The sequence below is a fragment of the Tateyamaria sp. ANG-S1 genome (assembly GCF_000814025.1).
In the GTDB taxonomy this organism is placed as follows: Bacteria; Pseudomonadota; Alphaproteobacteria; order Rhodobacterales; family Rhodobacteraceae; genus Tateyamaria.
In genome coordinates, this window is sequence record NZ_JWLL01000005.1 from 382,238 (window position 1) to 404,325 (window position 22,088).

Sequence of the window (22,088 nt, forward strand, 5' to 3'; positions counted from 1 at the left end):
CGTTTCAGCACAGATCACGTTAAGGAACGGTGACCGTTAAAGGTTTAGGTAATCGGGTTTTCAGTTTCACTGCCTGTTAAGTGGCCGGACCTATCCAGCACTCAAGCAGTTGGAATACGCGGTACATGAATGTTGAATTGATCCAGCAGGAGGAGGCTTCTGCCCCCGACGCCACACATCGTGTGCTGATTGTCGACGACAGCCGTCTACAACGCAAAATCTTGTCGAGTTCCGTGAAGCGCTGGGGGTTCGAGGTTTATGAGGCAGGCTCGGGTGAGGAAGCGCTGAGTGTATGCAGGGATGTATTGCCTGATTTGGTCCTGAGCGATTGGATGATGCCGGGCATGACTGGGCTCGAATTCTGTGCCGCCTTTCGAGAGTTGAGCAAGGACCAATACGGCTACTTCATCCTTCTGACATCCAAGAGCGAAAAGGCCGAAATCGCCATGGGGCTTGAGGCAGGTGCGGACGACTTTGTGACGAAGCCGGTTGATGCCAATGAATTGCGCGCACGGATCGCTGCTGGTGAACGCATCCTGCACATGCAGCGCGAATTGACTGAAAAAAACCGCCTGATCACCGACACGCTGGATGAATTGCAGCGGCTTTATGATTCGCTCGACAGTGATTTGCTTGAGGCGAAGAAGTTGCAGCAATCGCTTGTCCGTGAACGCCACAAATCGTTCGATACAGGTGATCTAAGCCTGATGCTACGCTCCAGCGGGCACGTCGGCGGTGACCTTGTCGGCTTCTTTCCTGCGCAACCGGGCCATCTGGGGCTTTTTTCCATTGATGTGTCCGGCCATGGGATCAGTTCCGCGTTGATGACGGCACGTCTGGCGGGTTACCTGTCTGCCGCAGCGCCAGACCAAAACGTGGCGCTTGAGCGTAGCGACGATGGGTCATACGCATTTTTGCCACCGGAAGACGTCATTGAAACCCTGAATGATCTTGTCCTCGATGAAATGGAGACAGAGCACTACTTTACCCTGCTTCTGGCCGATGTGGATTTGACAACCGGACATGTCAGGATGGCACAGGCAGGTCACCCGCATCCTGCAGTCCAACGCCAGGACGGCACGATTGAACAGGATGGCCCCGGCGGGTTCCCCGTTGGGCTGATGTCGGGGATCTCCTTCACTCAGTTTGAAACGCAACTGACACCGGGCGACCGGCTTTTGTTGCTGTCGGATGGCGTGACGGAATGCCCGGGCACCGATGGTGAGATGCTTCAGGAGGCGGGCCTTGCAAATCTGATGCAAGACTTGGCTGATGTTTCGGGACCTGCTTTTTTCGAAGCACTCTTGTGGCGCATGACCGAGTTTGCGGGTGAAACGACATTTCCCGATGATGTGTCCGGCATTCTCTTTGAATTCCGAGGTGCAGACTAGATGAAGTATCGGTTTAGGAACATCCGATCGCCGTCGTTGTAAACAGCGTCAGTGGCTGATGTCGAGTTCATCCAGATCACGGTATGGTCAGGCTCCAGCGGTTCGCCCAAACGCATCACGGGGCGCGCAACGAACACGTGGCATAGCTTTTCGGCCCATAGATCGTATTCTGGCATATATGTGAAACGACGGAACGCCCCCAGCTTTCGCGGCGATCCGATGTGCCAGCCGGTTTCCTCATAGACCTCGCGGTGCAATGCCCGGATCGGGCTTTCGCCAGGATCAATGCCGCCGCCGGGTAATTGGAATTCCGGCTCTGGACGGCTTTGAAAGGTGAGCATGACCGAAGGTCCGCGATGCAGTATCGCATACGCGCCGGGCCGCATCGTGTACCTGCGTCTGGGGTCGGGCTGTTCGCCAAAACGCCGGATCATGCGCCCCCCTTTCAGTTTCCGCCCGCTATCCTATATAGTCGCGATATGCCAATGACTGGCACCAAAGGAAACCCCAATGACACTCGGTTCGCAACTCGCGTGGGACGATACCGTCCTGCCCTTCCAACTTGATGCTTCCGACATCCGCGGGCGCGTTGCGCGTCTGGACGGAGTGTTGGATGGCATCCTGAAACAACATGATTACCCGCCGCAGGTTGAGGCGCTGATTGCTGAAATGGCATTGCTAACAGCGCTGATCGGCCAGACGATCAAGCTGCGTTGGAAGCTGTCGCTGCAGGTGCAATCCAAGGGTCCCGTGCGGATGATCGCGACGGACTACTACGGACCGGAGAACGAGGGCGACATCGCCCGTATCCGTGCTTACGCCAGCTTTGATCGTGATCGGCTGACCGATGGTGCGCCCTTTGAACAGGTGGGCGAAGGCTATTTTGCCATCATGATCGATCAGGGGACCGGCATGACGCCCTACCAAGGCATCACGCCGCTGGATGGCGCATCGCTTGCCGCCTGCGCACAGACCTACTTTGCGCAATCCGAACAGCTTCCGACACGGTTCCAGCTGAGTTTTGGTAAGTCTACCGAAGCTGGCGGGCCCGAGCACTGGCGCGCAGGTGGCGTGATGCTACAACACATGCCCAAGGCCTCACCCTTTGCCGCAACGTCCGAGGGTACGGGCGACGTGCTGCGGTCCGATGACCTGCTTGAAGGCGATGAGTCCGAGAACTGGAATCGTGTGAACATCCTGCTCGATACCGTGGAAGAGATGGAATTGATCGGACCGCACCTTGCGCCGAACGACTTGTTGCTACGGCTCTTCCACGAGGAGACACCGCGCGTGTTCGACACCCAGCCGATCCGCTTCGGTTGCACATGTTCCGAGGATCGCGTGCGCCAAAGCCTGTCGATCTATTCTGCGCGGGACATTGAGAAGATGACTACCGAAGACGGCCGCGTTACAGCAGATTGCCAGTTTTGCGGCGCGCATTACGACCTGGACCCGGCCACGGTTGGATTCGAGGCGGAAACCCAGGGCGGTGCCTGATCTTCTGGAACAAACACGAGCGGCGCTGGCACAAACCGGCGCCGCTTCGTCTGACTACGATTTGAACAAAGGCGTTCTTCTGCCTGAGGGACGCAAACTGCGTCCCGCTGCGGTCCTTGCTCCGATCATTGAGGGACCAAACGGGTACGAACTGATCCTCACCAAACGGTCTTCGGCACTCAAGCACCATCCGGGTCAGATCGCCTTTCCGGGGGGGAAGCAGGATGATGATGACAGTGATCTGGTTGCGACTGCATTGCGCGAAGCGCATGAAGAAATAGGGTTACAGAGCAACAGTGTCGAAGTGCTTGGCACATTCGCGCCGCACGAGACTGTGACATCTTTCACCGTCACACCGGTTGTTGCCTTTGTGAACGGCCGTTTCGATGCCATTCCCGAAGTTGGTGAGGTGTCAGAGGTGTTTCGCGTGCCTTTGTCCCATGTTCTGCAATCGGCCAATTTCGTTGTTGAGGCCCGGCAGTGGCGCGGACAAAAACGGATGTATTATACGGTGCCCTACGGCCCCTATTACATATGGGGCGCAACCGCGCGTATATTGCGGGCATGGACCGACCTATTGCCCCCAGACTAGAGCCTAACACTGCCTTTTTGACCGATACGGCCGCGCAAGAGCTGTGCGCAGCGTTTGCTGAAGCGGGCTTTCGAGCGCTTTTTGTCGGAGGGTGTGTGCGCAACGCGATCATGTGCGTTCCTATTTCGGACATCGACATCGCGACTGACGCGACACCGGATCAAACCATCAAGATTTGCACCGACGCGGGGTTTCGATGTGTCCCGACCGGAATTGACCATGGCACCGTGACGGTGGTGGTGCAGGGCCATCCGTTTGAGGTGACGACCTTTCGCAAAGATGTTGCAACCGATGGGCGCCGTGCTGTCGTGGCGTTTTCACGTCATATGGGCGACGACGCCCGGCGGCGGGATTTCACCATGAACGCCCTCTATGCAGATGCGCATGGGGTGATCTTTGACCCGGTTGATGGCTTGAACGACGCCCGAGCGAGGTATGTGCGGTTCATTGATGATGCCGGTCAGCGCATCCGCGAAGATTATCTGCGGACCCTTCGTTACTTCCGCTTCTCTGCCCAATACGCGGACCCAGCTGCCGGTTGGGATGCAGAAGCTTTGGCTGGCATCGCCGAGAACCTCGACGGGCTTGAAACGCTGTCCGCCGAGCGGGTGGGTTCCGAGTTGTTGAAACTGCTGTCCGCGCCTTACGCATCGCCAGCGGTTTCCGTCATGCACCAGACGGGTGTTCTTTCACGGTTGCTGCCTGGTGCAGATCCGACATTTCTGGGACCGCTTGTTCACTTGGAAGATCTGACAGGTACCGATCCCGACCCGTTGGTTCGTCTTGCGGCGCTGGGCGGGCAAGATGTTGAGGCGCGACTTCGTCTGTCACGGCGTGATCAGCGACATCTCGAATCGGTGCGGACCTTGTCTGTGTCATCAAACAGCGCTGTTGTGATCGGATACCTGGCTGCCAAGGATGCCGGTCGGGGTGCGGTGCTGCTGAAAGCTGCTTATTCGGGCAACGTTCTTGATCCGAACCTTTTGCGACAAGTGGACAAGGGCGCCGAGGCAGTTTTCCCATTGCTTGCCAGAGACTTGCCGCACCTCTCGGGGCCTGAGTTGGGTGCTGAACTCAAGCGGTTGAAGCAGCTCTGGCTCGACTCCGACTTGATGAAGAGCAAGGAAGAGCTGCTCGCCCCGTGACATTTGACCCCTCCGTCACTATGTGTCGTTACAACCTGATGGAGAGCGCAATGGTACCAAGGATCTGGAACGACGCCTGATCGTCGCTGAACGTCCTTTGTGACGCGCGTGGCCTTGGCTCGCGTCACATACCTATTGCACCACATCTCTACGGACCAATCATGTTTAAGTTCTTTGAATCGCTAGTCGATCCATACCTGCCTTATACGGAAGCCGACACGCCCCCGACCAAGCTTTGGCCATTTCTTCGGGAGTATCTGAAGCCGTTCCGTTGGGTGATTGCCATCACCTTCATCTTCAGCACGGTTGTCGCGTTTGGTGAAATCCTGCTGATCTGGTACGTGGCGCGGATCGTCGATCTGCTGGCGCAGGGAACGCCGGAAGCGATTATTCCGGAATACGGTCTTGAGTTCATGCTGGTCGCCCTGTGGGTGTTGGTGTTGCGCACGCTGATGGCCTTTGTGGATGTTGCGCTACTGCACAATACGCTTCTGCCCAACCTTGGCACGTTGATCCGTTGGCGGTCACACAAGCACGTGTTGCGCCAGTCGGTGGGCTGGTTCGAAGATGACTTTGCCGGGCGCATCGCCAACCGCATCATGCAAACGCCGCCTGCCACGGGTGAGGCGATGTTTCAGGTGCTGGATGCCGGGTCATTCTTTGTCACGTCGGTGATCGGTGCGACCATCCTTTTGATTAGCTTTGATTTGTGGCTTGCTCTGCCGCTGATCCTCTGGATTGTCGGGTATTTGCTGTTGATGCGCTGGGTAATCCGCCGTGCGGGTCCTGCGTCCAAGGCCAGTTCGGACGCACGCAGTGCGATCACGGGCCGGGTCGTGGACAGCTATTCGAACATTCATTCCGTCAAGATGTTCGCCCACCACGACCGCGAGATCGACTACGCCAAAGAGGCGATTGAGAACGCGCGTCAGACCTTCATGAAAGAGATGCGTATCATCGTCAAAATGGACGTGTGCCTGACCATCCTGAACGCGAGCATGATCGTGTCGATGGGTGCACTGGCCATCTGGCTTTGGATCGGTGGGTTCACGACCGAAGGAATGGTGGCGGCTGCACTGACAATTGCGCTGCGCTTGAACAACATGACTTACTGGATCATGTGGGCCATGACATCTCTGGTCCAGAATCTGGGTATCATCTCCGAAGGGATGGAGACGATTGCCCAGCCTGTCACGCTTGTCGATGCGCCTGATGCCAAACCGCTTGAACTGACCCGTGGCGAAATTGCCCTGGAAGATCTGACGCACCACTACGGACGTGGCAGCGGCGGTCTGCAAAGTATCTCCACTGTCATTCAGCCCGGCGAAAAGGTGGGCCTTATCGGTCGGTCTGGCGCTGGTAAATCGACTTTGGTCAAGCTTCTATTGCGGTTTTACGACGCCGAGGCGGGGCGCATCACCATTGACGGTCAGGACATTGCAAAGGTGACGCAAGACAGTCTGCGCCTGAACATCGGTATGGTGCAGCAGGACAGCTCGCTTTTGCACCGGTCTGTCCGTGACAACATTCTGTACGGTCGCCCGAACGCCACAGAGGAAGAGATGGTTGCCGCAGCCGTTCGGGCCCAGGCGCACGAGTTCATCCTTGATCTTTCTGATCCGGAGGGGCGCACCGGGTATGATGCGCAGGTCGGCGAACGCGGCGTGAAGCTTTCGGGCGGCCAACGGCAGCGGATCACGCTGGCGCGTGTGATCCTCAAGAACGCGCCAATTCTTGTTCTTGATGAAGCCACCAGCGCACTCGACAGTGAGGTCGAAGCAGCCATTCAGGATACGCTCTACCAGATGATGGAGGGCAAGACGGTGATCGCGATCGCTCACCGCCTGTCCACCATCGCAGAGATGGACCGCATTCTGGTCCTCGATAACGGGAAAATCGTCGAGGATGGCAGCCATGACGCGCTTTTGGCGCAGGGCGGCCTATATGCCGAACTCTGGGCGCGCCAATCCGGTGGGTTCATCGCGACCGAGGCAGCAGAATGAAGATTTCGAACTGGATCGACTCATTCAGGCGGGCGGAGGGGTCTCCGCCGCAATCCCTATGGCCGTTCATGCGCTGGTGCCTGTCCGGTGCGTGGCCTGCCCTGTGGTTGGCCGCTGCGTGTTCGGCTGCAGCTGGCGCGCTTGAGGCGGGCACAGCGCTGATCCTAGGTAAGGTGATCGACGCGACAGTTCAGCTTGGGCCAGATGGCTTCTTTTCCGTCTCTAACATTGGGCTTGTTGTGGGTGCTCTCGCGTTCTTTCTGATCGCGCGCCCGATCTTGTTTGGGCTAAGCGCGGCAACTAATGCCATCATCGTGCAGCCGAATGTAAACCCGCTGGTCCTGTCTCGCCTGCATCGTTGGACCCTTGGGCAGTCGGTGACATTCTTCGATGATGATTTCGCAGGTCGTATCGCGCAAAAGCAGATGCAGGCGGCACGGGCTGTTACTGATGTCGTGTCCGAATTCATCAACGTCGTTGCCTTTGCGCTAGCGTCGCTCGCAGGGTCGATCATTCTGCTGTTCGCGATTGACTGGCGTGTCGCTATTGGCTTCGCCGTTTGGCTTGTTGCCTACTTCACCTTGATCCGCTGGTATCTGCCACGCATCCGCAAACGGTCTGCGGCGCGTGCGGCAGCACGGGCCATGGTGTCAGGCCAGGTCGTGGACACCATTACGAACATCAAGACAGTGAAGTTGTTCGCCCATGACGACCACGAAGATCAGGCTGCGCTGGGCGCGATGGGCCATTTTCGCAAGACAGCGGTGGATTTCGGTATCCTGTCCGCCGGGTTCCGCTTTGCCCTGATGACCCTGGCCGGGCTGCTGCCTGTGCTTTTGCTGGGTGGTACCATCGTCATGTGGCGACAGGGTATCGCGACACCGGGCGATATCGTTGCGTCCGGTGCAATTGCTATCCGCATTGCGCAGATGACGGGTTGGGTCAGCTTCACGCTAATGGCGATCTATTCGAACGTGGGTGAGATTGAGGACGGCATGCGCACCCTGACCCCGCGCAACCGGGTGCAGAATGCCGAAGGTGCCAAGGCACTTGGCGACGTTGCCGGTGAGGTTGTCTTTGACAATCTCGGCTTCAGTTACGGGCGTGATACAGGTGGGATCACAGGCATTTCGCTGCGCATCGCTCCGGGTGAAAAGGTTGGCATTGTTGGCGCGTCGGGCGCAGGCAAGTCAACACTCGTTTCGTTGCTTTTGCGTCTCTATGAAGGGGAAAGTGGCCGTGTTCTGATTGATGGGCACGACATCAATCATGTGACACAGGACAGTCTGCGCCACAATATTGGGATGGTCACGCAGGAAACGGCGATGTTCAACCGCTCGGCCCGTGAGAACATTCTGTATGGGCGACCGACTGCATCAGAGACTGATATGATCGCAGCTGCACAAAAAGCGGAAGCCCACGAGTTCATCCTGGATCTGCAGGACCACAAGGAACGCAAAGGATACGAAGCGCATCTTGGTGAGCGTGGCGTGAAGCTGTCGGGCGGTCAGCGTCAACGCATAGCCCTGGCGCGCGCCATCCTGAAAGACGCTCCAATCCTTGTCTTGGACGAAGCCACCAGCGCGCTTGATAGTGAGGTCGAGGCGTCGATCCAATCCGCGCTGACCCGCGTGATGGAGGGTAAGACCGTACTTGCTATCGCGCACCGCCTGTCCACGCTGACCGAGATGGACAGAATTGTAGTGATGGATCAGGGCCGCATTGTCGAGGAAGGTCCACACGATGCGCTCTTGGCCAAAGGCGGGCTTTATGCGCGCTACTGGCAGCGGCAATCCGGCGGTTTCATCAGCACGCAGGCTGCGGAATAGCACTTTTCCGCCCGCGCCGATCCCGGTAGGCCACCTGACATGACGACAGTGACGATTGAGAGAATGGGCCAGCAGGGTGATGGTATTGCGCCGGGTCCGATCTATGCCCCCATGACATTGCCTGGAGAGGTGGTGACGGGCAAGGTTGATGGTACGCATCTCACCGATATCCGGATCGTTACTCCGTCGCCTGATCGTGTGTCCCCGCCGTGTTCTCACTTTCGCTCTTGTGGCGGTTGTCAGTTGCAGCACGCATCTGGCGATCTGGTGGCGGACTGGAAGCGCGAGGTGGTCGCGGGTTACCTCAAACATGCCGGTTTAGAGGCTGATGTTCGACCAACAATAACATCCCCGGCGCAATCGCGCCGCCGTGCAAGTTTCGCGGCAAGGCGTACCAAAAAGGGCGCGATGGCGGGTTTTCACGGTCGAAAATCCGATACCATCGTGCAGGTGCCGAACTGCATCCTGATTACACCAACGCTCCGCACGGCTTTGCCGATGTGCGAAGATCTTGCCGTCGCCGGTGCCAGTCGCAAGGCGGCCCTGTCCATCACGGTTACTGAATCGGATACGGGACCGGATGTTGCCGTAACGGGGGGCAAGCCATTGGATGGTACTTTGCGGATCACGCTTGCGGCTTTGTGTGAACAGCATCGTCTTGCGCGCCTGACATGGGATGGCGAGCTCATCGGGATGCGCGCACCGCCAGGCCAGTCCATGGGAACCGCGCGGGTCGTGCCCCCCGCCGGTGCGTTTCTTCAGGCCACGGAACACGGGCAGCAAACGCTGACTGACCTTGTGTGCAGTATCGTCAGTTCGGCGAAATCCGTCGTGGACCTTTTTGCCGGATGCGGCACGTTTGCCTTGCCCTTGGCTGAAACGGTAGAGGTGCACGCGGTCGAGGGCGACAGCGACATGATGATAGCGCTCGATGCAGGTTGGCGGCAGGCCGCTGGATTGAAACGGGTGACGACCGAGACGCGCGACCTGTTCCGGCGCCCGCTCCTGCCGGATGAGCTTGCACGGTTTGATGCGGTCGTGATTGATCCGCCGCGTGCAGGCGCGGTCGCTCAGATGGCGGAACTGGCGCGCGCGCAGGTGCCGGTCATCGCACATGTGTCCTGCAACCCGCAGACCTTTGCGCGTGATGCCGAAACCTTGTGCAATGCCGGATATCTGCTGGATTGGGTGCAGCCGGTGGATCAGTTCCGCTGGTCTACCCATGTGGAACTTGTCGGTGCCTTCCGTTTGGCCCATATCGCCGCGTGAAGGAGACGAGACATGGACCGGACCACCCTTGCCCTGTGGCTTGAAAGCGCGCGTGTCACGAATGCGATTATTGCGGTCATCATTTTGAACGCAATTACGCTGGGTCTGGAAACGTCCCAGGCTGCCATGTCGGTTGCTGGTGGGTTGATCCTCGCCGTGGATCGCATTTGCCTTGGTATCTTTACTGTTGAGATCATTCTGAAGCTGATCGCGTACCGCGGTAAGTTCTTCCGTAATGGCTGGAATGTCTTCGACTTCGTGATCGTTGGTATCGCCCTTATGCCCAGCACGGGTGGTCTGTCCGTCCTGCGCGCGCTGCGTATATTGCGGGTCTTGCGGGTGATTTCAGTGGCGCCAAGCCTGCGCCGCGTCGTTGAGGGGTTTGTGACTGCTTTGCCGGGTATGGGCAGCGTTTTCCTTTTGATGGCGCTGATTTTCTATATCGGTGCGGTCATGTCGACCAAGCTGTTCGCAAGCAGCTTTCCCGAGTGGTTCGGCGATCTTGGCCGCAGTGCCTATTCGCTCTTTCAGATCATGACCTTGGAATCATGGTCCATGGGCATCGTCCGCCCGGTGATGGAGGTGTATCCCTACGCCTGGCTCTTCTTTGTGCCGTTCATCATGATGACCACCTTTGCCGTCGTGAACCTGTTGGTCGGTTTGATCGTCAATTCGATGCAGGATGCGCACGCCGAGGAATCGAATGCAGCAACGGACAGCTACCGGGATGAAGTGCTGAAGCGTTTGGACGCAATCGAGTCAAAGCTGCGCGACAAGTGATCACGCGCTGGTGATCATGCTGGTCAAAATGCCGCTAGGCTGGACGCCGCCGACCGTGGTATTTTTTGCCCAACTACAAAAACAACCCATTGGGACAGGATTTTCATGAAACGCAGACATCTTATGATGGGCGGAGCGGCGGCCATGAGCCTTGGCGCCTGTTCATCCCCAAGCAAGTTCAAGACCTATCGCGGACCTGACGTGACCTACATCGTGGTGAACAAGGAACCGCGGCGCATGTATCTCATGCATGGTGACAGAGTTCTGAAGGACTATGACATCGACCTGGGCTTTGCCCCGATCGGCGACAAGTTCTTTGAAGGGGATGGGCGCACGCCCGAGGGCACCTACATCATCGACCGGCGCAATCCGAACAGCCAGTTCCACTTGTCGTTGGGCATCTCATATCCCAATGCAAGGGACCGGATGGAGGCTGCAGCGTTGGGAAAGCCTCCCGGTGGTGACATCTTTATTCATGGCGAATCCAGCCCGTTCAAGCGCAGGCGAGAGGATTGGACGTGGGGATGCATCGCGGTGACCAACCGCGAGATGGAAGACGTCTATGCTATGGTGCGCAACGGCACGCCGATCCAGATCAATCCCTGATTACGTCGCGGGCGTCGTGGTGATGATGACCGCGTCGTCCTGAGTGTCGTCAATGTTGACCGCCGCAGCATCCGGGTTTGGTGTTGGATCGGGCACAAGCCGGGTCGCCGACGGGTTTGCCTCAGGGATCAACGCGACAGAGTTCGGATTGCCCATGACCATAGTCCACCAGATCTTGCCGTTCTGCTCCTGGAACCAGGCAAAACCCATGTCGCGTGCCTGGGGTGACAGGATCGTGCGGCGCGTGTCCGGCTGCTCCATCCATGCAGCGAGCGTTTCAAGTTCGGTTTCGTAGGTTTCGGATATGTTTTCGCCAATTAGGCTGCCGGAATACCCGACGCGCTGCAGGCGGTCGATGGGCGACGACCCGTCTGATCCGAAGTGCCACGGGCGGTTCTGAACGGACATATCCCGGGCATGGGTTGCTGCCGCTGCATTCAGTTGTGGGTTCAACTCAACAGGCGCTGCGCCTTGAGCGCCGCGCAATGCGTTCACGGAATCAAGCATACGGAACTGTAGCTTCGCTGTATCACCGCCACGTATGCGATACAGTTGGGGTAGCGGACGACCGTCCTCCCCAACCGTCGGTACTGGAGGTGTCGCACAAGCCGCAAGGGTCATCATCGCGACCAGAAGAACCGAGAAAATACGCATTGATCCTGCACATCGTTGTTGCCGTTTGAAACTCGATAGCGACTTGGGCGTTGCATTACAAACCCACATCGGCGTGATGCTGCATAGATGACATCTGTTTGATTTGCGATTGCGACATTCACGCAATAATTTTCACGGAACTGGCAGGAAAACATCATCGGAGAGGCATTCAATGTCCAAATCACCTTTTAACAGTCCCAGCCGCCGCGCGTTTCTCGCTGGCTCGGCGGCCTTGCTCGGTGCCCCTGCGCTCGCGCAGAATGTGCCCGCCGGTCAGGCGTCGCGCGACCCGTCACAGTCGGTTCGTCGCAACATTTCCAGCTTCCGCTCCCTGGCGTGGGAGCCGTATTTCGACAACCTGAGAAACGGTGCAATTCTGGTCGATATCGACAGCCGTGCTGTCCACTACTGGAACGAAGACCAAACAATCTACAAGTTGTACCCCTCCAGTGTTCCGCTGACGGAGGATCTGACCCGTCGTGGCCGTACCCGTGTAACGCTCAAGGACCCGAATCCGGATTGGCGCCCGACCCCCTCTATGAAGAAGCGCAACCCGGAATGGCCTGACTATATCGGCCCTGGTCCGGACAATCCGCTTGGCACGCGGTCCCTGCACCTGAGCTGGACCTATTACCGTATCCACGGCACCCACGATACGCGCAAGATTGGCCGCAAATCTTCGAACGGCTGCATTGGTTTGTATAACGAACATATCGAAGAGCTGTTCGAGATGGCGAACGTCGGGACGCAAGTGTTGCTAATTTGACGACATTACGGCGGATCGGCGGCTAAGTCCCTGAAACACGGTTTGCAATTGCGCAATATTGCTGTTTACAGAGACCCACGAGGTAAGTCTTGGGTGCGTTCCAATGCTAATTGTTGGGGCGCTTAACTGGAGGTTAATATGAAAAAACTCGTTCTCGCTGCTGCTCTGACTGCTGCTGCTTCGACCGCATTCGCCGGCGCACCTGCCGAGCCGATCATCGAAGCACCCGTGATCGTTGAAGAGACTCGTAGCTCTTCGGGCGGCATCGTTCTGCCCCTGCTGATCCTGATCGCAGTTGCAGCTGTTGTTGCGGACTAAGTCCTAAACAATTTACAAAAGAAAAAGGCGGCTCGTTTAGAGCCGCCTTTTTTAATTGCTGACTGAGTACGGTACCGTCAGTCCAGCCAACCGCGTAGATTTTCTTCGATGACGGTGTTCAAGGCATCAATGTGCGCGTCATCGTCATTGAGGCATGGAATATAGGTGAACGTCTCACCCCCGGCTTCTTCAAAGCTTTCCTTGATTTCTTCGTTGATCTCTTCCAGCGTTTCAATGCAATCCGCAGAAAACGCTGGCGCACATACGGCGATGTTCTTTTTCCCAGCTTCAGCCAGGCGCGCGACCTCTTCGACCGTGTAAGGTTTCAGCCACTCTTCGGGTCCGAATTTCGATTGGAAAGTTGTTTTAATTTCAGTGTCTTGCCACCCAAGACGCTCTTTCAACAAGCGCGTCGTTTTCTGGCACTGACAGTGATACGGATCGCCTTCCATAAGGTAGCGCAGGGGCACGCCATGGTAGCTGCACACCAGAATGTCCGGGCGCGTATCCATGGCGCCATAAGCGCGCTCGATGGATTGGGCGAGCGCTTCGATGTATTTCGGATGTTCGAAGTAGGGCTGGACTGTCCGCGTTGTCGGCTGCCACTTCTCCTCCATGAGCGCGCGAAAGAACTGGTCATTCGCTGTGGCCGACGTCGCCCCGGCATAGTGCGGGTAAAGCGGGAAAAATAGGATCTTCTGGCACCCGGCCTCGACCATCTCACGGACTTTGGACTTGGTCGACGGGTTACCGTAGCGCATGCAGAAATCGACCATGACCTGATCGCCGTACTTGTCGTGCATGGCCGCCTTGATCTTGGCCGTCTGATCCTTGGTGATCGTCATCAACGGGCTTTCGCCCGCCTCTTCGTTCCAGATCGACTTGTAGGCGGCGCCGGATGAGAAGGGACGCTTCGTCAGGATAATAAGCTGGAGAAGCGGCTGCCAGATCCAGGCGCTGTAGTCGATGACGCGCTTGTCGGACAGAAATTCGTTCAGATAGCGCCGCATGGACCAATAGTCATAGCCATCCGGGGTGCCGAGGTTCGCCAGCAGAATGCCCACGCGGGCCGGCGGGATGGCCGGGTGATCGTCTTCCGCATGGGCCGGACGGGTCGCGGTCTTGCTGGTATCGAGCATCTTGGTCTCTTCCTGGTCGCCAATGGGCCTGAGATAAACGGATTTGCGTGCACGTCAATCTGGCAGCGACGTTTCGTCCGTGTTGAGGGCGTCAGCCAGTCTGGCCTGCGCTGATCCGGGACGCAGCGGCTTTTGCTGGCTTTTATCCGGGGCCCAACCTGTCAGCACGATCAGTTCAAAGGTCGCAATCACACCGCCGTCGTCGCTGGGAAAGCTGGCCGCATATATGTCCGCCGCCCGTTTCAGCACGCCGGGCCGTGTCGCTGCCTTGTTGCGGGCATTGAGTGCATTCGCCTCGCCCATGGCACGCAGGTCTCGCATCAGATGCCATATAGACTTGTATTGCACGCGCAGAGGGACAGTGTCGGCGACTGGCAGTGCCAGACCGGCGCGTTGTAGCAGGGCGCCGAGGTCGCGCACCTCTGCCATCGGCGCGACGCGGGGTGACAAGCCACCTGTCTCTGCCACTTCCGCCTCCGCCAGACACGCGCGCAATTCATGCAGGGTTTGGCCACCCAGTGCGACCGCTAACAGAAGTCCGTCTGCTGTCAAAGCGCGGCGGCATTGGATCAGTTGCCCCACCGGATCATTGGCCCAATGCAGACCCAAACTGTGGATCACCAGATCATGTTTTGCCTGGTCGAGCGGTAGTGTTTCTTGTTCTTCCATGAGGTGCGCGCCGTCAACTTGGCCCCTCCACAGATCTGGGAAAGCCGCAACCACCGCAGCAGATGAAAAGGATTTGTTAACCATCATAAGTCGATCTTGGACCTCATCACGTGCTGCTTCCTGAAGAAAAAGCGCGGATGCGTCGGCGCGCGCCCTGTTTCGGGTAAGTGCGCCAAGATCGGTCAAGGGGGCAGGCTGCGTCATGGCGGCATAGGTAGGACAGCAATGGGTCTTTTACAAACGGCGCTCACTGCAATTTATCCGCCCCGGTGCCTTGGGTGCGGGCAGATGGTCGATAGTGATTTCGGCCTTTGTGGCACGTGCTGGGGGCAGACATCCTTTATAGGGGGCACGATCTGCGACAGTTGCAGCACGCCGCTCCCCGGTTCGGCGGTGGGCGAGATTGTTCATTGCGACGCTTGTTTGAAGTCGCCAAAGCCTTGGAAGCAAGGGCGCGCGGCGCTGATATACACCGGGATGGGTCGCAAGATGGTCCTGCGGCTCAAGCATGCTGACCGGCAAGAGATTGCGAAACCAGCGGCGGGTTGGATGCGCCAATCCGTTCTCGAAATCGCCCCAGACAATGCGTTGCTTGCGCCCGTCCCGTTGCATTGGATGCGCCTTGCCAAACGGCGATACAATCAATCCGCGCTGATCGCGATGCACTTGTCTGACAAAACCGGCCTAGATGTGTGCCCCGATTTGCTTGAACGCCCACGGCGGACCCCGTCACTCGACGGCAAGACAAAGGTTGAGCGTGCCGCCATCCTCGACGGCGCCATTCGCGTGGCCCAGCGTCGCCGCCATCGGATCGTCGGTCGGTCGGTGGTGCTGATTGACGACGTGCTGACGACCGGTGCAACACTCGCCGCCTGTGCCGAAGCCTGTTGTGCGGCAGGTGCCGCAGACGTGTGCGTCGCTGTACTGGCGCGTGTCGTCAAAGACGCCTAGATAACCGGCAAATGTGACTTCGCTCCGAAAAGGACCCGCGCTGTGAAAGCTGTCGAAATTTATACATCGCCCTTGTGTGGCTTCTGCCACGCCGCCAAGCGTTTGCTCAAAGAAAAAGGCGTGGAATTTTCCGAGGTAAATGTCCTCGCCAACCCTGGTCGCAAGGCCGAGATGATCAAGCGCGCCAATGGCGGTCGGACCGTTCCCCAGATCTTTATCGGGGACACCCATGTGGGTGGGTGTGATGACCTTTATGCGCTTGATGGTGCGGGCAAGCTCGACGCGCTGCTTGCATCCTGAATGAAGACAGCGCTGCTGCAACTCAACGTCTCTGACGATCCGATGGCCAACCTGCCGCAGACGATGGAGCTGGTTGAGAAAGCGGCAGACATGGGCGCCACGTTCATCTTGACGCCCGAAGTGACGAACTGCGTTTCGACCAGCCGGACACATCAACAGTTGGTTTTGCAGCCGGAAGAGGATGACCCGACCCTTGCCGCGCTCAGGCGGGTGGCGTCGGACAAGGGTGTCCATATCCTGATCGGCTCACTTGCACTCAAGACGGACGATCCGGATGGGCGGTTTGCCAACCGGTCCTTTCTGATCTGTCCCCGCGGGGACATCCTTGCCCGCTACGACAAGATCCACATGTTTGATGTGACGATCAGCGATACCGAGACCTATCGAGAATCCGCAGGTTATAGGCCTGGCGAGCGCGCAGTTCTCGCGCGCACTGAATTCGCGCCCATTGGCATGGCCGTTTGCTACGACATGCGCTTTCCGCGGTTGTCCGATGCTTTGGTCGGCGCGGGCGCACAAATTCTGACATTTCCATCCGCCTTTTCGCCCGTCACCGGTGCGGCGCATTGGCACAGCTTGCTGCGCGCCCGCGCAATCGAAGCCGGGGCGTGGGTTCTGGCCCCGGCCCAGACAGGCACGCATTCCAGCGCGCAGAACAAGACGCGGACCACATATGGGCATTCACTTGCCGTCGATCCGTGGGGAGAGGTCTTACTTGACGCAGGGACGGCCCCCGGCGTTTATGTCTTTGATCTGGATTTGGAAAAGGTGGCCGAGGCGCGCCGCCGTGTCCCATCAAGGGAAAATGCGCGCCCGTTCGAAGCCCCCTGATGGCGCATGAGCACGGACAAGAACGCACTTGCCATTTCGCTGTTCAGCGAGGTGTTGGCGGCGGACCAAATGGTCCGCAACCGGCTGAGCCGTGTGCTGCCCAAAGGCATGGAAATCTCGCACTTTTCAGTCCTGAACCACCTCGCCTGGCATGAGGGCGAGCGCAGCCCTGCGCAGTTGGCCGAGACGTTCAATGTGACCCGTGGGGCCATGACAAACACGCTCAATCGTCTGGAGTGGGCGGGATACATTCACATCCGCCCCGATTGGGACGACGCGCGTCGCAAGATGGTGGCCATCAGTCCCGCCGGTCGCCGCGCCCGTGATCAGGCGCTAAGTTCTATCGCGCCGGTGGTCGGAGAAGTGATCGACAAGCTGGGCGAGGATCGCGTGCGGTCGACCCTGCCCATTCTACGCCAGTTGCGCGTCGAGATGTCGAATAAGCCTAAGCCGGATTAAGGCTAGCGGTAACGTAGTTCACGCTCAGGTCTGTGTCGGACAGTTTCCAGGCCCAAGTCAGCGGATTGAACACGAATCCCTTGCGATCCACGGGGTCCAGACCAGCGTTCCGCATCAGATCAAACAATTCATCTGGTGTGATGAACTTGTTCCACTCATGCGTACCTTTGGGCAGCCAGCGCATCACATGCTCTGCCCCGATGATCGCCATCATGTAGGATTTCGGGTTCCGGTTGATGGTCGAGCAGATGTGCAGCCCCCCCGGTTTCAGAAGTTGCCGACACGCGGTGAGGTAGCTGAGCGGATCGGCCACATGCTCGACCACCTCCATGTTCAGCACGACGTCGAATTGTTCACCTGCCGCTGCCATATCTTCGGCCGTGGTGTGGCGATAGTCGATGGTCAGGCCGGATTGTTCTGCGTGAACCTTGGCCACGGGGATGTTGCGCTCTGCCGCGTCAGCGCCCACGACTTCGGCTCCCAAACGCGCCATCGGTTCAGATAGCAAACCGCCGCCGCATCCGATGTCGAGAATGCGCAGCCCTTTGAACGCCTCCGGCTCGGTCAGATCCCGGTCAAACTCTGCCGCGATCTGGCTGGTGATATAGTCCAGCCGACAGGGGTTCAGCATGTGCAGCGGCTTGAATTTCCCGTTCGGATCCCACCATTCCGCTGCCATTGCCTCGAATTTTGCGATTTCCGATGGGTCAACGGTGGTTTGATGCGTTTGCATTTGCGTCTCCGTATGCTCATGTGCGTCTTACGCCCTATGTAGGTCAGTAATGGACAAACACAGCGATCAAAAGCGCGCGGTACAATATCTGTATCCGCCCATGGACCCCTACGACCAACGGATGCTGGAGGTTGGGCAGGGGCACCGTATTTATGTAGAGCAATGCGGCAATCCCAACGGGATGCCCGTGGTCGTTTTGCATGGCGGCCCAGGCGGTGGGTGCAGCCCAGCGATGCGGCGCTATTTCGATCCCGAACACTACCGGGTGATTCTGTTTGATCAGCGCGGTTGTGGGCGATCCCGTCCGCATGCGTCGGTGATGAACAACACAACGTGGCATCTGGTTGATGACATCGAGTTGATCCGCAAGACGTTGGGTATCGACGCTTGGATCGTTTTTGGCGGGTCATGGGGCGCGACCCTTGCTCTAATCTATGCCGAGGCGCATCCGTCTCGCGTGCGTAACCTCGTCCTGCGCGGCGTGTTTCTGATGACACAGGCAGAATTGGATTGGTTCTATGGCGGTGGCGCGGGCAAATTCTGGCCCGAGGTCTGGTCGCGGTTCGAAGGGCTGATCCCCGAAGACGAGCGTGGCGATCTGATAGGTGCATATCATCGGCGCCTGTTTTCGGGCGATGTGGCGATGGAGACGCGGTTTGCCCGCGCTTGGTCGTCGTGGGAAAATGCTCTGGCTTCCATCCATTCGTCAGGTGCCGGTGGCGAAGCGCCCGGCGACTATGCCCGCGCCTTTGCCCGGCTTGAGAATCACTATTTCACTAACGCTGGGTTCCTTGAGTTCGACGGCCAGATCCTGGCCCATGCCGGGCGGATCAAGCACATTCCCGGCACCATTGTGCAGGGCCGCTACGATATGATTTGCCCGCCGGACAGCGCCTATGCCTTGTCCAAGGCGTGGCCGCTGGGTGAGCTGAAAATGGTGCGCAATGCCGGTCATGCCTTGTCTGAGCCGGGGATTTCGGCTGAATTGGTGCGCACCATGGACAGGATCGCAGGAAAATGACCCGCATCGACCGCCGCGCGCTATTTGCTTCCGGTGCTGCCGCAGCCTTGCTCGCGGCCACGGGCGCATCGGCGTTGCCACAGCGCGGTGGGCGGTTGCGGGCGGCATTGTCGCCTGAGTTGTTCGAGCGGGCGGTGGCCGCGACGGTCTATGACAACCTGACCGAGATTGCGGCAGATGGCACGTTGCGTGGCGAGCTGGCGACGGATTGGTCGTCGGACGCGGATGCGCGTGTGTGGCGGTTCAAGCTGCGTGAGGGCGTGACCTTCCACGATGGGACACCGTTTGATGCTTCAGCCGTCGCCCATCTGATGTGGGATGTTGAAGCACTGGATGCTCTGACAGTTCAGATCACTCTGGATGCGCCAAACCCGAGCCTGCCTTACCTGCTGGCCCAACCGGGCTTCGAAATTTGCGGGGCGACAGGCACTGGCCTTTATGAAGTGCAAAAGCTGGATGAAGGGCGCCACTTCATCGGGACGCGCTTGGCGGATCACTGGAAACAGGGCGCAGGCTGGTTCGATTCTGTTGAGTTCGTGCAGTTCAGTGCGGACCACGTACGTGGCGAAGCGCTGCGCGACGGGTTGGTCGATGTGGCGGATGTCATTGCGCTGGATGACTATGCAGACCCGCGCGATTTCCAGACGTTACCCAATGCGCACGCCCCGACGCATATTGCCAGCCGGTCAGTCACTGTGCCTGTCACGGTCGGCAAATCCTGGCCACTGGACAACCTGCGCATGTCGGAACGGTGGTGGATGGCCTGAAGGGCTTGCAGACTCAGGGGCACATGCGTATATCCCATTCAACAGCGGCGCGCTGGGGTCCACACCCAACGCTCCACCGGGTAACATCAACGGGCCGCGCGCCCGTTTTTTTGTGCCCTGCACATAGATATTGGACACCATGACCAACGACCTGATTGCCAAAGCTGCCATCGACCGCCGCCTGGCCGAGATCATCACCCCGGTGATCGAGGATCTGGGCTATGAGCTGGTGCGTGTGCGGCTGATGAGCGGCAAGGAAACGACGCTGCAGGTCATGGCCGACAAGCCCGATGGCGGGATTGAGGTCGATGATTGTGCGGCGATTTCGACTGCTGTGAGTGCGACCTTGGATGTCGAGGACCCGATCCTTGACGCCTACACGCTTGAAGTGTCCTCACCTGGCATCGACCGTCCGCTGACGCGGCTCAAGGACTTCGATATGTTCGAAGGGTACGAGGCCAAGCTGGAAACCGATGAGCTGATCGATGGACGTCGCCGCTTCAAAGGCGTGCTGGCCGGGATCGAGGACGATGAGGTTCTGATCAACGTCACGGGTGGCGGCGACGGCGAAGAGATCACCATCGGCCTGAAGTTCGAGTGGTTGAGCGATGCCAAGCTGGTCCTGACGGACGAGCTGATCAAAGAAATGCTGCGCCAGCGCAAAGCCGCGGGCGTGTTGAACGAAGACAATTTCGACGAGATTGAGACCGAAGGGTCAGAGGAGGACAGCTGATGGCCATTACATCTGCAAACCAGCTTGAGCTGCTGCAAACCGCCGAGGCGGTGGCCCGCGAAAAGATGATCGACCCCGCGCTCGTGGTCGAGGCGATGGAAGAATCGCTCGCCCGTGCGGCGAAGTCCCGCTACGGCGCCGAAATGGACATTCGCGTGTCCATCGACCGCAAGACCGGCAAGGCAACCTTTACCCGTGTCCGCACCGTGGTCGAGGAAGAAGAGCTGGAGAACTACCAGGCCGAGTTCACTGTTGAGCAGGCCAAGCAGTACATGGACAACCCAGCCGTCGGTGACACCTTTGTTGAGGAAGTCCCTCCGGTCGAGATGGGCCGGATCGCCGCCCAATCCGCCAAGCAGGTGATTCTGCAGAAGGTCCGCGAGGCTGAGCGGGATCGTCAGTACGAAGAGTTCAAGGATCGTGCGGGCACCATCATCAACGCGCTGGTCAAGCGTGAGGAATACGGCAACGTCATCGTCGATGTGGGTGCGGGCGAAGCAATCCTGCGCCGCAACGAAAAGATCGGCCGCGAATCGTACCGTCCGAATGATCGCATTCGCTGCTACATCAAGGATGTGCGGCGTGAGCAGCGTGGCCCGCAGATCTTTCTGAGCCGCACGGCGCCTGAGTTCATGGCCGAGCTGTTCAAGATGGAAGTGCCCGAGATCTACGACGGCATCATCGAGATCAAAGCGGTTGCCCGTGACCCGGGTTCGCGCGCGAAGATTGCCGTGATTTCCTATGACAACTCCATCGACCCCGTCGGTGCCTGTGTTGGTATGCGTGGTTCCCGCGTGCAGGCCGTTGTGAACGAACTGCAAGGCGAAAAGATCGACATCATTCCATGGAATGAGGACCAGCCGACCTTCCTCGTGAACGCATTGCAGCCCGCCGAGGTCAGCAAGGTGGTTCTGGATGAGGAGGCGGGCAAGATCGAAGTGGTTGTGCCCGAGGAGCAGTTGAGCCTCGCCATTGGTCGCCGTGGTCAGAACGTGCGTCTGGCCTCGCAACTGACCAACCTCGACATCGATATCATGACCGAGGCTGAAGAATCGGCGCGTCGTCAGGCCGAATTCGAAGAGCGCACCAAGCTGTTTATGGACACGTTGGACCTTGACGAATTCTTTGCCCAGCTGCTGGTGTCCGAAGGGTTCACGAACCTGGAAGAGGTCGCTTACGTCGAACTGGACGAACTGTTGGTCATCGACGGCGTGGACGAAGGCACTGCCGAAGAACTGCAGGCCCGTGCCCGCGACGTGCTGGAAGCCCAAGCCAAGGCAGCGCTAGACAATGCGCGCAGCATGGGAGCCGAGGACAGCCTTATTGAATTCGACGGGCTCACACCCCAAATGGTAGAGGCGCTCGCCAAGGACGACGTCAAAACCCTCGAAGATTTTGCAACTTGCGCAGACTGGGAACTGGCCGGTGGCTGGACAACCGTCGATGGCGAACGTCACAAGGACGATGGTGTTCTGGAACCCTTCGACGTGTCGCTGGAAGAGGCGCAGCACCTGATCATGACCGCCCGTGTTCTGCTGGGTTGGGTTGATCCCGCTGAATTGGAAGCCGAAGCCGAGGCTGAAGACGGCGAAGAGCTGACCGAGGAGGCCGAGGCCTGATCTCAGGCCTCGGGTG

24 protein-coding genes and 1 pseudogene are annotated in these 22,088 nt (G+C 58.5%); 20 read left to right on the top strand and 5 right to left on the bottom strand.

What is annotated here, in order from left to right; translation table 11 throughout:
- Positions 1-125: 125 nt before the first annotated feature.
- Positions 126-1,391 carry a SpoIIE family protein phosphatase gene (locus RA29_RS09185; protein ID WP_052249568.1) on the top strand — a complete coding sequence of 422 codons (1,266 nt, stop codon included), beginning with the start codon at positions 126-128 and terminating at the stop codon, positions 1,389-1,391.
- On the opposite strand, the gene RA29_RS09190 is transcribed toward RA29_RS09185, so the two are convergent.
- Positions 1,388-1,825: an NUDIX hydrolase gene (locus RA29_RS09190; protein ID WP_039685138.1), complete on the bottom strand. Its 438-nt coding sequence runs from the start codon at positions 1,823-1,825 to the stop codon at positions 1,388-1,390. The genes RA29_RS09185 and RA29_RS09190 overlap by 4 nt on opposite strands.
- A 76-nt stretch (positions 1,826-1,901) precedes the next feature.
- Between RA29_RS09190 and RA29_RS09195 the strand changes: the two genes are divergently transcribed.
- From RA29_RS09195 to RA29_RS09230, 8 genes are all read left to right on the top strand, one after another.
- On the top strand, positions 1,902-2,888 hold the full coding sequence (locus RA29_RS09195) for an Hsp33 family molecular chaperone HslO (protein WP_039685140.1): 987 nt from the start codon (positions 1,902-1,904) through the stop codon (positions 2,886-2,888).
- A complete protein-coding gene (locus RA29_RS09200) occupies positions 2,881-3,480 on the top strand; it encodes a CoA pyrophosphatase (protein WP_039685142.1) in 600 nt (199 codons plus the stop codon). Before RA29_RS09195 ends, RA29_RS09200 begins: the two co-directional genes overlap by 8 nt.
- On the top strand, positions 3,453-4,625 hold the full coding sequence (locus RA29_RS09205) for a CCA tRNA nucleotidyltransferase (RefSeq protein ID WP_039685144.1): 1,173 nt from the start codon (positions 3,453-3,455) through the stop codon (positions 4,623-4,625). Before RA29_RS09200 ends, RA29_RS09205 begins: the two co-directional genes overlap by 28 nt.
- A gap of 161 nt (positions 4,626-4,786) precedes the next feature.
- The gene (locus RA29_RS09210; protein WP_039685146.1) at positions 4,787-6,628 is read left to right on the top strand and encodes an ABC transporter ATP-binding protein; all 1,842 of its coding nucleotides are present in this window, start codon (positions 4,787-4,789) and stop codon (positions 6,626-6,628) included.
- Positions 6,625-8,457, top strand: a complete 1,833-nt coding sequence (locus tag RA29_RS09215) for an ABC transporter ATP-binding protein (RefSeq protein ID WP_039685148.1) — start codon at positions 6,625-6,627, stop codon at positions 8,455-8,457. Before RA29_RS09210 ends, RA29_RS09215 begins: the two co-directional genes overlap by 4 nt.
- Before the next feature lie 39 nt (positions 8,458-8,496).
- Positions 8,497-9,726, top strand: coding sequence for a class I SAM-dependent RNA methyltransferase (locus RA29_RS09220; protein WP_039685150.1), 1,230 nt, complete (start codon positions 8,497-8,499; stop codon positions 9,724-9,726).
- A 12-nt stretch (positions 9,727-9,738) separates the two neighbouring features.
- Positions 9,739-10,506, top strand: coding sequence for an ion transporter (locus RA29_RS09225; protein WP_039685152.1), 768 nt, complete (start codon positions 9,739-9,741; stop codon positions 10,504-10,506).
- A 105-nt stretch (positions 10,507-10,611) separates the two neighbouring features.
- Positions 10,612-11,112: a L,D-transpeptidase family protein gene (locus tag RA29_RS09230; RefSeq protein WP_039685154.1), complete on the top strand. Its 501-nt coding sequence runs from the start codon at positions 10,612-10,614 to the stop codon at positions 11,110-11,112.
- Here the strand turns inward: RA29_RS09230 and RA29_RS09235 are convergent, their stop codons facing one another.
- On the bottom strand, positions 11,113-11,733 hold the full coding sequence (locus RA29_RS09235) for a CAP domain-containing protein (protein ID WP_082029511.1): 621 nt from the start codon (positions 11,731-11,733) through the stop codon (positions 11,113-11,115).
- A gap of 205 nt (positions 11,734-11,938) precedes the next feature.
- Between RA29_RS09235 and RA29_RS09240 the strand changes: the two genes are divergently transcribed.
- Complete coding sequence (locus RA29_RS09240; RefSeq protein WP_039685155.1) at positions 11,939-12,532, top strand: L,D-transpeptidase; 594 nt, start codon at positions 11,939-11,941, stop codon at positions 12,530-12,532.
- A 138-nt stretch (positions 12,533-12,670) separates the two neighbouring features.
- Complete coding sequence (locus RA29_RS09245) at positions 12,671-12,850, top strand: hypothetical protein (protein ID WP_039685157.1); 180 nt, start codon at positions 12,671-12,673, stop codon at positions 12,848-12,850.
- A gap of 77 nt (positions 12,851-12,927) precedes the next feature.
- On the opposite strand, the gene hemH is transcribed toward RA29_RS09245, so the two are convergent.
- Positions 12,928-13,989, bottom strand: coding sequence for a ferrochelatase (gene hemH, locus RA29_RS09250; RefSeq protein WP_039685160.1), 1,062 nt, complete (start codon positions 13,987-13,989; stop codon positions 12,928-12,930).
- A gap of 54 nt (positions 13,990-14,043) precedes the next feature.
- Positions 14,044-14,658, bottom strand: coding sequence for an SAM-dependent methyltransferase (locus RA29_RS09255; protein ID WP_342666402.1), 615 nt, complete (start codon positions 14,656-14,658; stop codon positions 14,044-14,046).
- 225 nt (positions 14,659-14,883) lie between these two features.
- On the opposite strand from RA29_RS09255, the pseudogene RA29_RS23825 reads away from it, so the two are divergent.
- The 5 genes and pseudogenes from RA29_RS23825 to RA29_RS09275 all read left to right on the top strand — a co-directional run.
- Positions 14,884-15,072 (top strand): annotated as a pseudogene (locus tag RA29_RS23825) (double zinc ribbon domain-containing protein); the annotation flags it as partial.
- 75 nt (positions 15,073-15,147) lie between these two features.
- Positions 15,148-15,609: a phosphoribosyltransferase family protein gene (locus tag RA29_RS23830; protein WP_342666408.1), complete on the top strand. Its 462-nt coding sequence runs from the start codon at positions 15,148-15,150 to the stop codon at positions 15,607-15,609.
- Between the two features lie 42 nt (positions 15,610-15,651).
- On the top strand, positions 15,652-15,909 hold the full coding sequence (grxC, locus tag RA29_RS09265) for a glutaredoxin 3 (RefSeq protein ID WP_039685163.1): 258 nt from the start codon (positions 15,652-15,654) through the stop codon (positions 15,907-15,909).
- Positions 15,910-16,740: a carbon-nitrogen hydrolase family protein gene (locus RA29_RS09270; RefSeq protein ID WP_039685164.1), complete on the top strand. Its 831-nt coding sequence runs from the start codon at positions 15,910-15,912 to the stop codon at positions 16,738-16,740.
- A 6-nt stretch (positions 16,741-16,746) separates the two neighbouring features.
- On the top strand, positions 16,747-17,199 hold the full coding sequence (locus tag RA29_RS09275) for a MarR family winged helix-turn-helix transcriptional regulator (RefSeq protein WP_039685165.1): 453 nt from the start codon (positions 16,747-16,749) through the stop codon (positions 17,197-17,199).
- On the opposite strand, the gene ubiG is transcribed toward RA29_RS09275, so the two are convergent.
- On the bottom strand, positions 17,186-17,932 hold the full coding sequence (gene ubiG / locus RA29_RS09280; RefSeq protein WP_039685166.1) for a bifunctional 2-polyprenyl-6-hydroxyphenol methylase/3-demethylubiquinol 3-O-methyltransferase UbiG: 747 nt from the start codon (positions 17,930-17,932) through the stop codon (positions 17,186-17,188). The genes RA29_RS09275 and ubiG overlap by 14 nt on opposite strands.
- Before the next feature lie 49 nt (positions 17,933-17,981).
- Here ubiG and pip point away from each other — a divergent pair, with 49 nt between their 5' ends.
- The 4 genes from pip (at position 17,982) to nusA (ending at position 22,072) form a co-directional block, all read left to right on the top strand.
- Positions 17,982-18,953: a prolyl aminopeptidase gene (gene pip / locus RA29_RS09285; RefSeq protein WP_039685167.1), complete on the top strand. Its 972-nt coding sequence runs from the start codon at positions 17,982-17,984 to the stop codon at positions 18,951-18,953.
- Positions 18,950-19,720, top strand: coding sequence for an ABC transporter substrate-binding protein (locus RA29_RS09290; RefSeq protein WP_039685169.1), 771 nt, complete (start codon positions 18,950-18,952; stop codon positions 19,718-19,720). Before pip ends, RA29_RS09290 begins: the two co-directional genes overlap by 4 nt.
- Positions 19,721-19,859: 139 nt before the next feature.
- Positions 19,860-20,453, top strand: coding sequence for a ribosome maturation factor RimP (rimP, locus tag RA29_RS09295; protein WP_039685170.1), 594 nt, complete (start codon positions 19,860-19,862; stop codon positions 20,451-20,453).
- The gene (gene nusA / locus RA29_RS09300; RefSeq protein ID WP_039685171.1) at positions 20,453-22,072 is read left to right on the top strand and encodes a transcription termination factor NusA; all 1,620 of its coding nucleotides are present in this window, start codon (positions 20,453-20,455) and stop codon (positions 22,070-22,072) included. Before rimP ends, nusA begins: the two co-directional genes overlap by 1 nt.
- The last annotated feature ends 16 nt before the right edge of the window (positions 22,073-22,088 follow it).

Coding starts and splice junctions, on each gene's coding strand:
- RA29_RS09185 (WP_052249568.1), top strand. CDS start 126: ATGAATGTTGAATTGATCCAGCAGGAGGAGGCTTCTGCCCCCGACGCC.
- RA29_RS09190 (WP_039685138.1), bottom strand. CDS start 1,825: ATGATCCGGCGTTTTGGCGAACAGCCCGACCCCAGACGCAGGTACACG.
- RA29_RS09195 (WP_039685140.1), top strand. CDS start 1,902: ATGACACTCGGTTCGCAACTCGCGTGGGACGATACCGTCCTGCCCTTC.
- RA29_RS09205 (WP_039685144.1), top strand. CDS start 3,453: ATGGACCGACCTATTGCCCCCAGACTAGAGCCTAACACTGCCTTTTTG.
- RA29_RS09210 (WP_039685146.1), top strand. CDS start 4,787: ATGTTTAAGTTCTTTGAATCGCTAGTCGATCCATACCTGCCTTATACG.
- RA29_RS09215 (WP_039685148.1), top strand. CDS start 6,625: ATGAAGATTTCGAACTGGATCGACTCATTCAGGCGGGCGGAGGGGTCT.
- RA29_RS09220 (WP_039685150.1), top strand. CDS start 8,497: ATGACGACAGTGACGATTGAGAGAATGGGCCAGCAGGGTGATGGTATT.
- RA29_RS09225 (WP_039685152.1), top strand. CDS start 9,739: ATGGACCGGACCACCCTTGCCCTGTGGCTTGAAAGCGCGCGTGTCACG.
- RA29_RS09230 (WP_039685154.1), top strand. CDS start 10,612: ATGAAACGCAGACATCTTATGATGGGCGGAGCGGCGGCCATGAGCCTT.
- RA29_RS09235 (WP_082029511.1), bottom strand. CDS start 11,733: ATGACCCTTGCGGCTTGTGCGACACCTCCAGTACCGACGGTTGGGGAG.
- RA29_RS09240 (WP_039685155.1), top strand. CDS start 11,939: ATGTCCAAATCACCTTTTAACAGTCCCAGCCGCCGCGCGTTTCTCGCT.
- RA29_RS09245 (WP_039685157.1), top strand. CDS start 12,671: ATGAAAAAACTCGTTCTCGCTGCTGCTCTGACTGCTGCTGCTTCGACC.
- hemH (WP_039685160.1), bottom strand. CDS start 13,989: ATGCTCGATACCAGCAAGACCGCGACCCGTCCGGCCCATGCGGAAGAC.
- RA29_RS09255 (WP_342666402.1), bottom strand. CDS start 14,658: ATGGAAGAACAAGAAACACTACCGCTCGACCAGGCAAAACATGATCTG.
- RA29_RS23830 (WP_342666408.1), top strand. CDS start 15,148: ATGGTCCTGCGGCTCAAGCATGCTGACCGGCAAGAGATTGCGAAACCA.
- RA29_RS09270 (WP_039685164.1), top strand. CDS start 15,910: ATGAAGACAGCGCTGCTGCAACTCAACGTCTCTGACGATCCGATGGCC.
- RA29_RS09275 (WP_039685165.1), top strand. CDS start 16,747: ATGAGCACGGACAAGAACGCACTTGCCATTTCGCTGTTCAGCGAGGTG.
- ubiG (WP_039685166.1), bottom strand. CDS start 17,932: ATGCAAACGCATCAAACCACCGTTGACCCATCGGAAATCGCAAAATTC.
- pip (WP_039685167.1), top strand. CDS start 17,982: ATGGACAAACACAGCGATCAAAAGCGCGCGGTACAATATCTGTATCCG.
- RA29_RS09290 (WP_039685169.1), top strand. CDS start 18,950: ATGACCCGCATCGACCGCCGCGCGCTATTTGCTTCCGGTGCTGCCGCA.
- rimP (WP_039685170.1), top strand. CDS start 19,860: ATGACCAACGACCTGATTGCCAAAGCTGCCATCGACCGCCGCCTGGCC.
- nusA (WP_039685171.1), top strand. CDS start 20,453: ATGGCCATTACATCTGCAAACCAGCTTGAGCTGCTGCAAACCGCCGAG.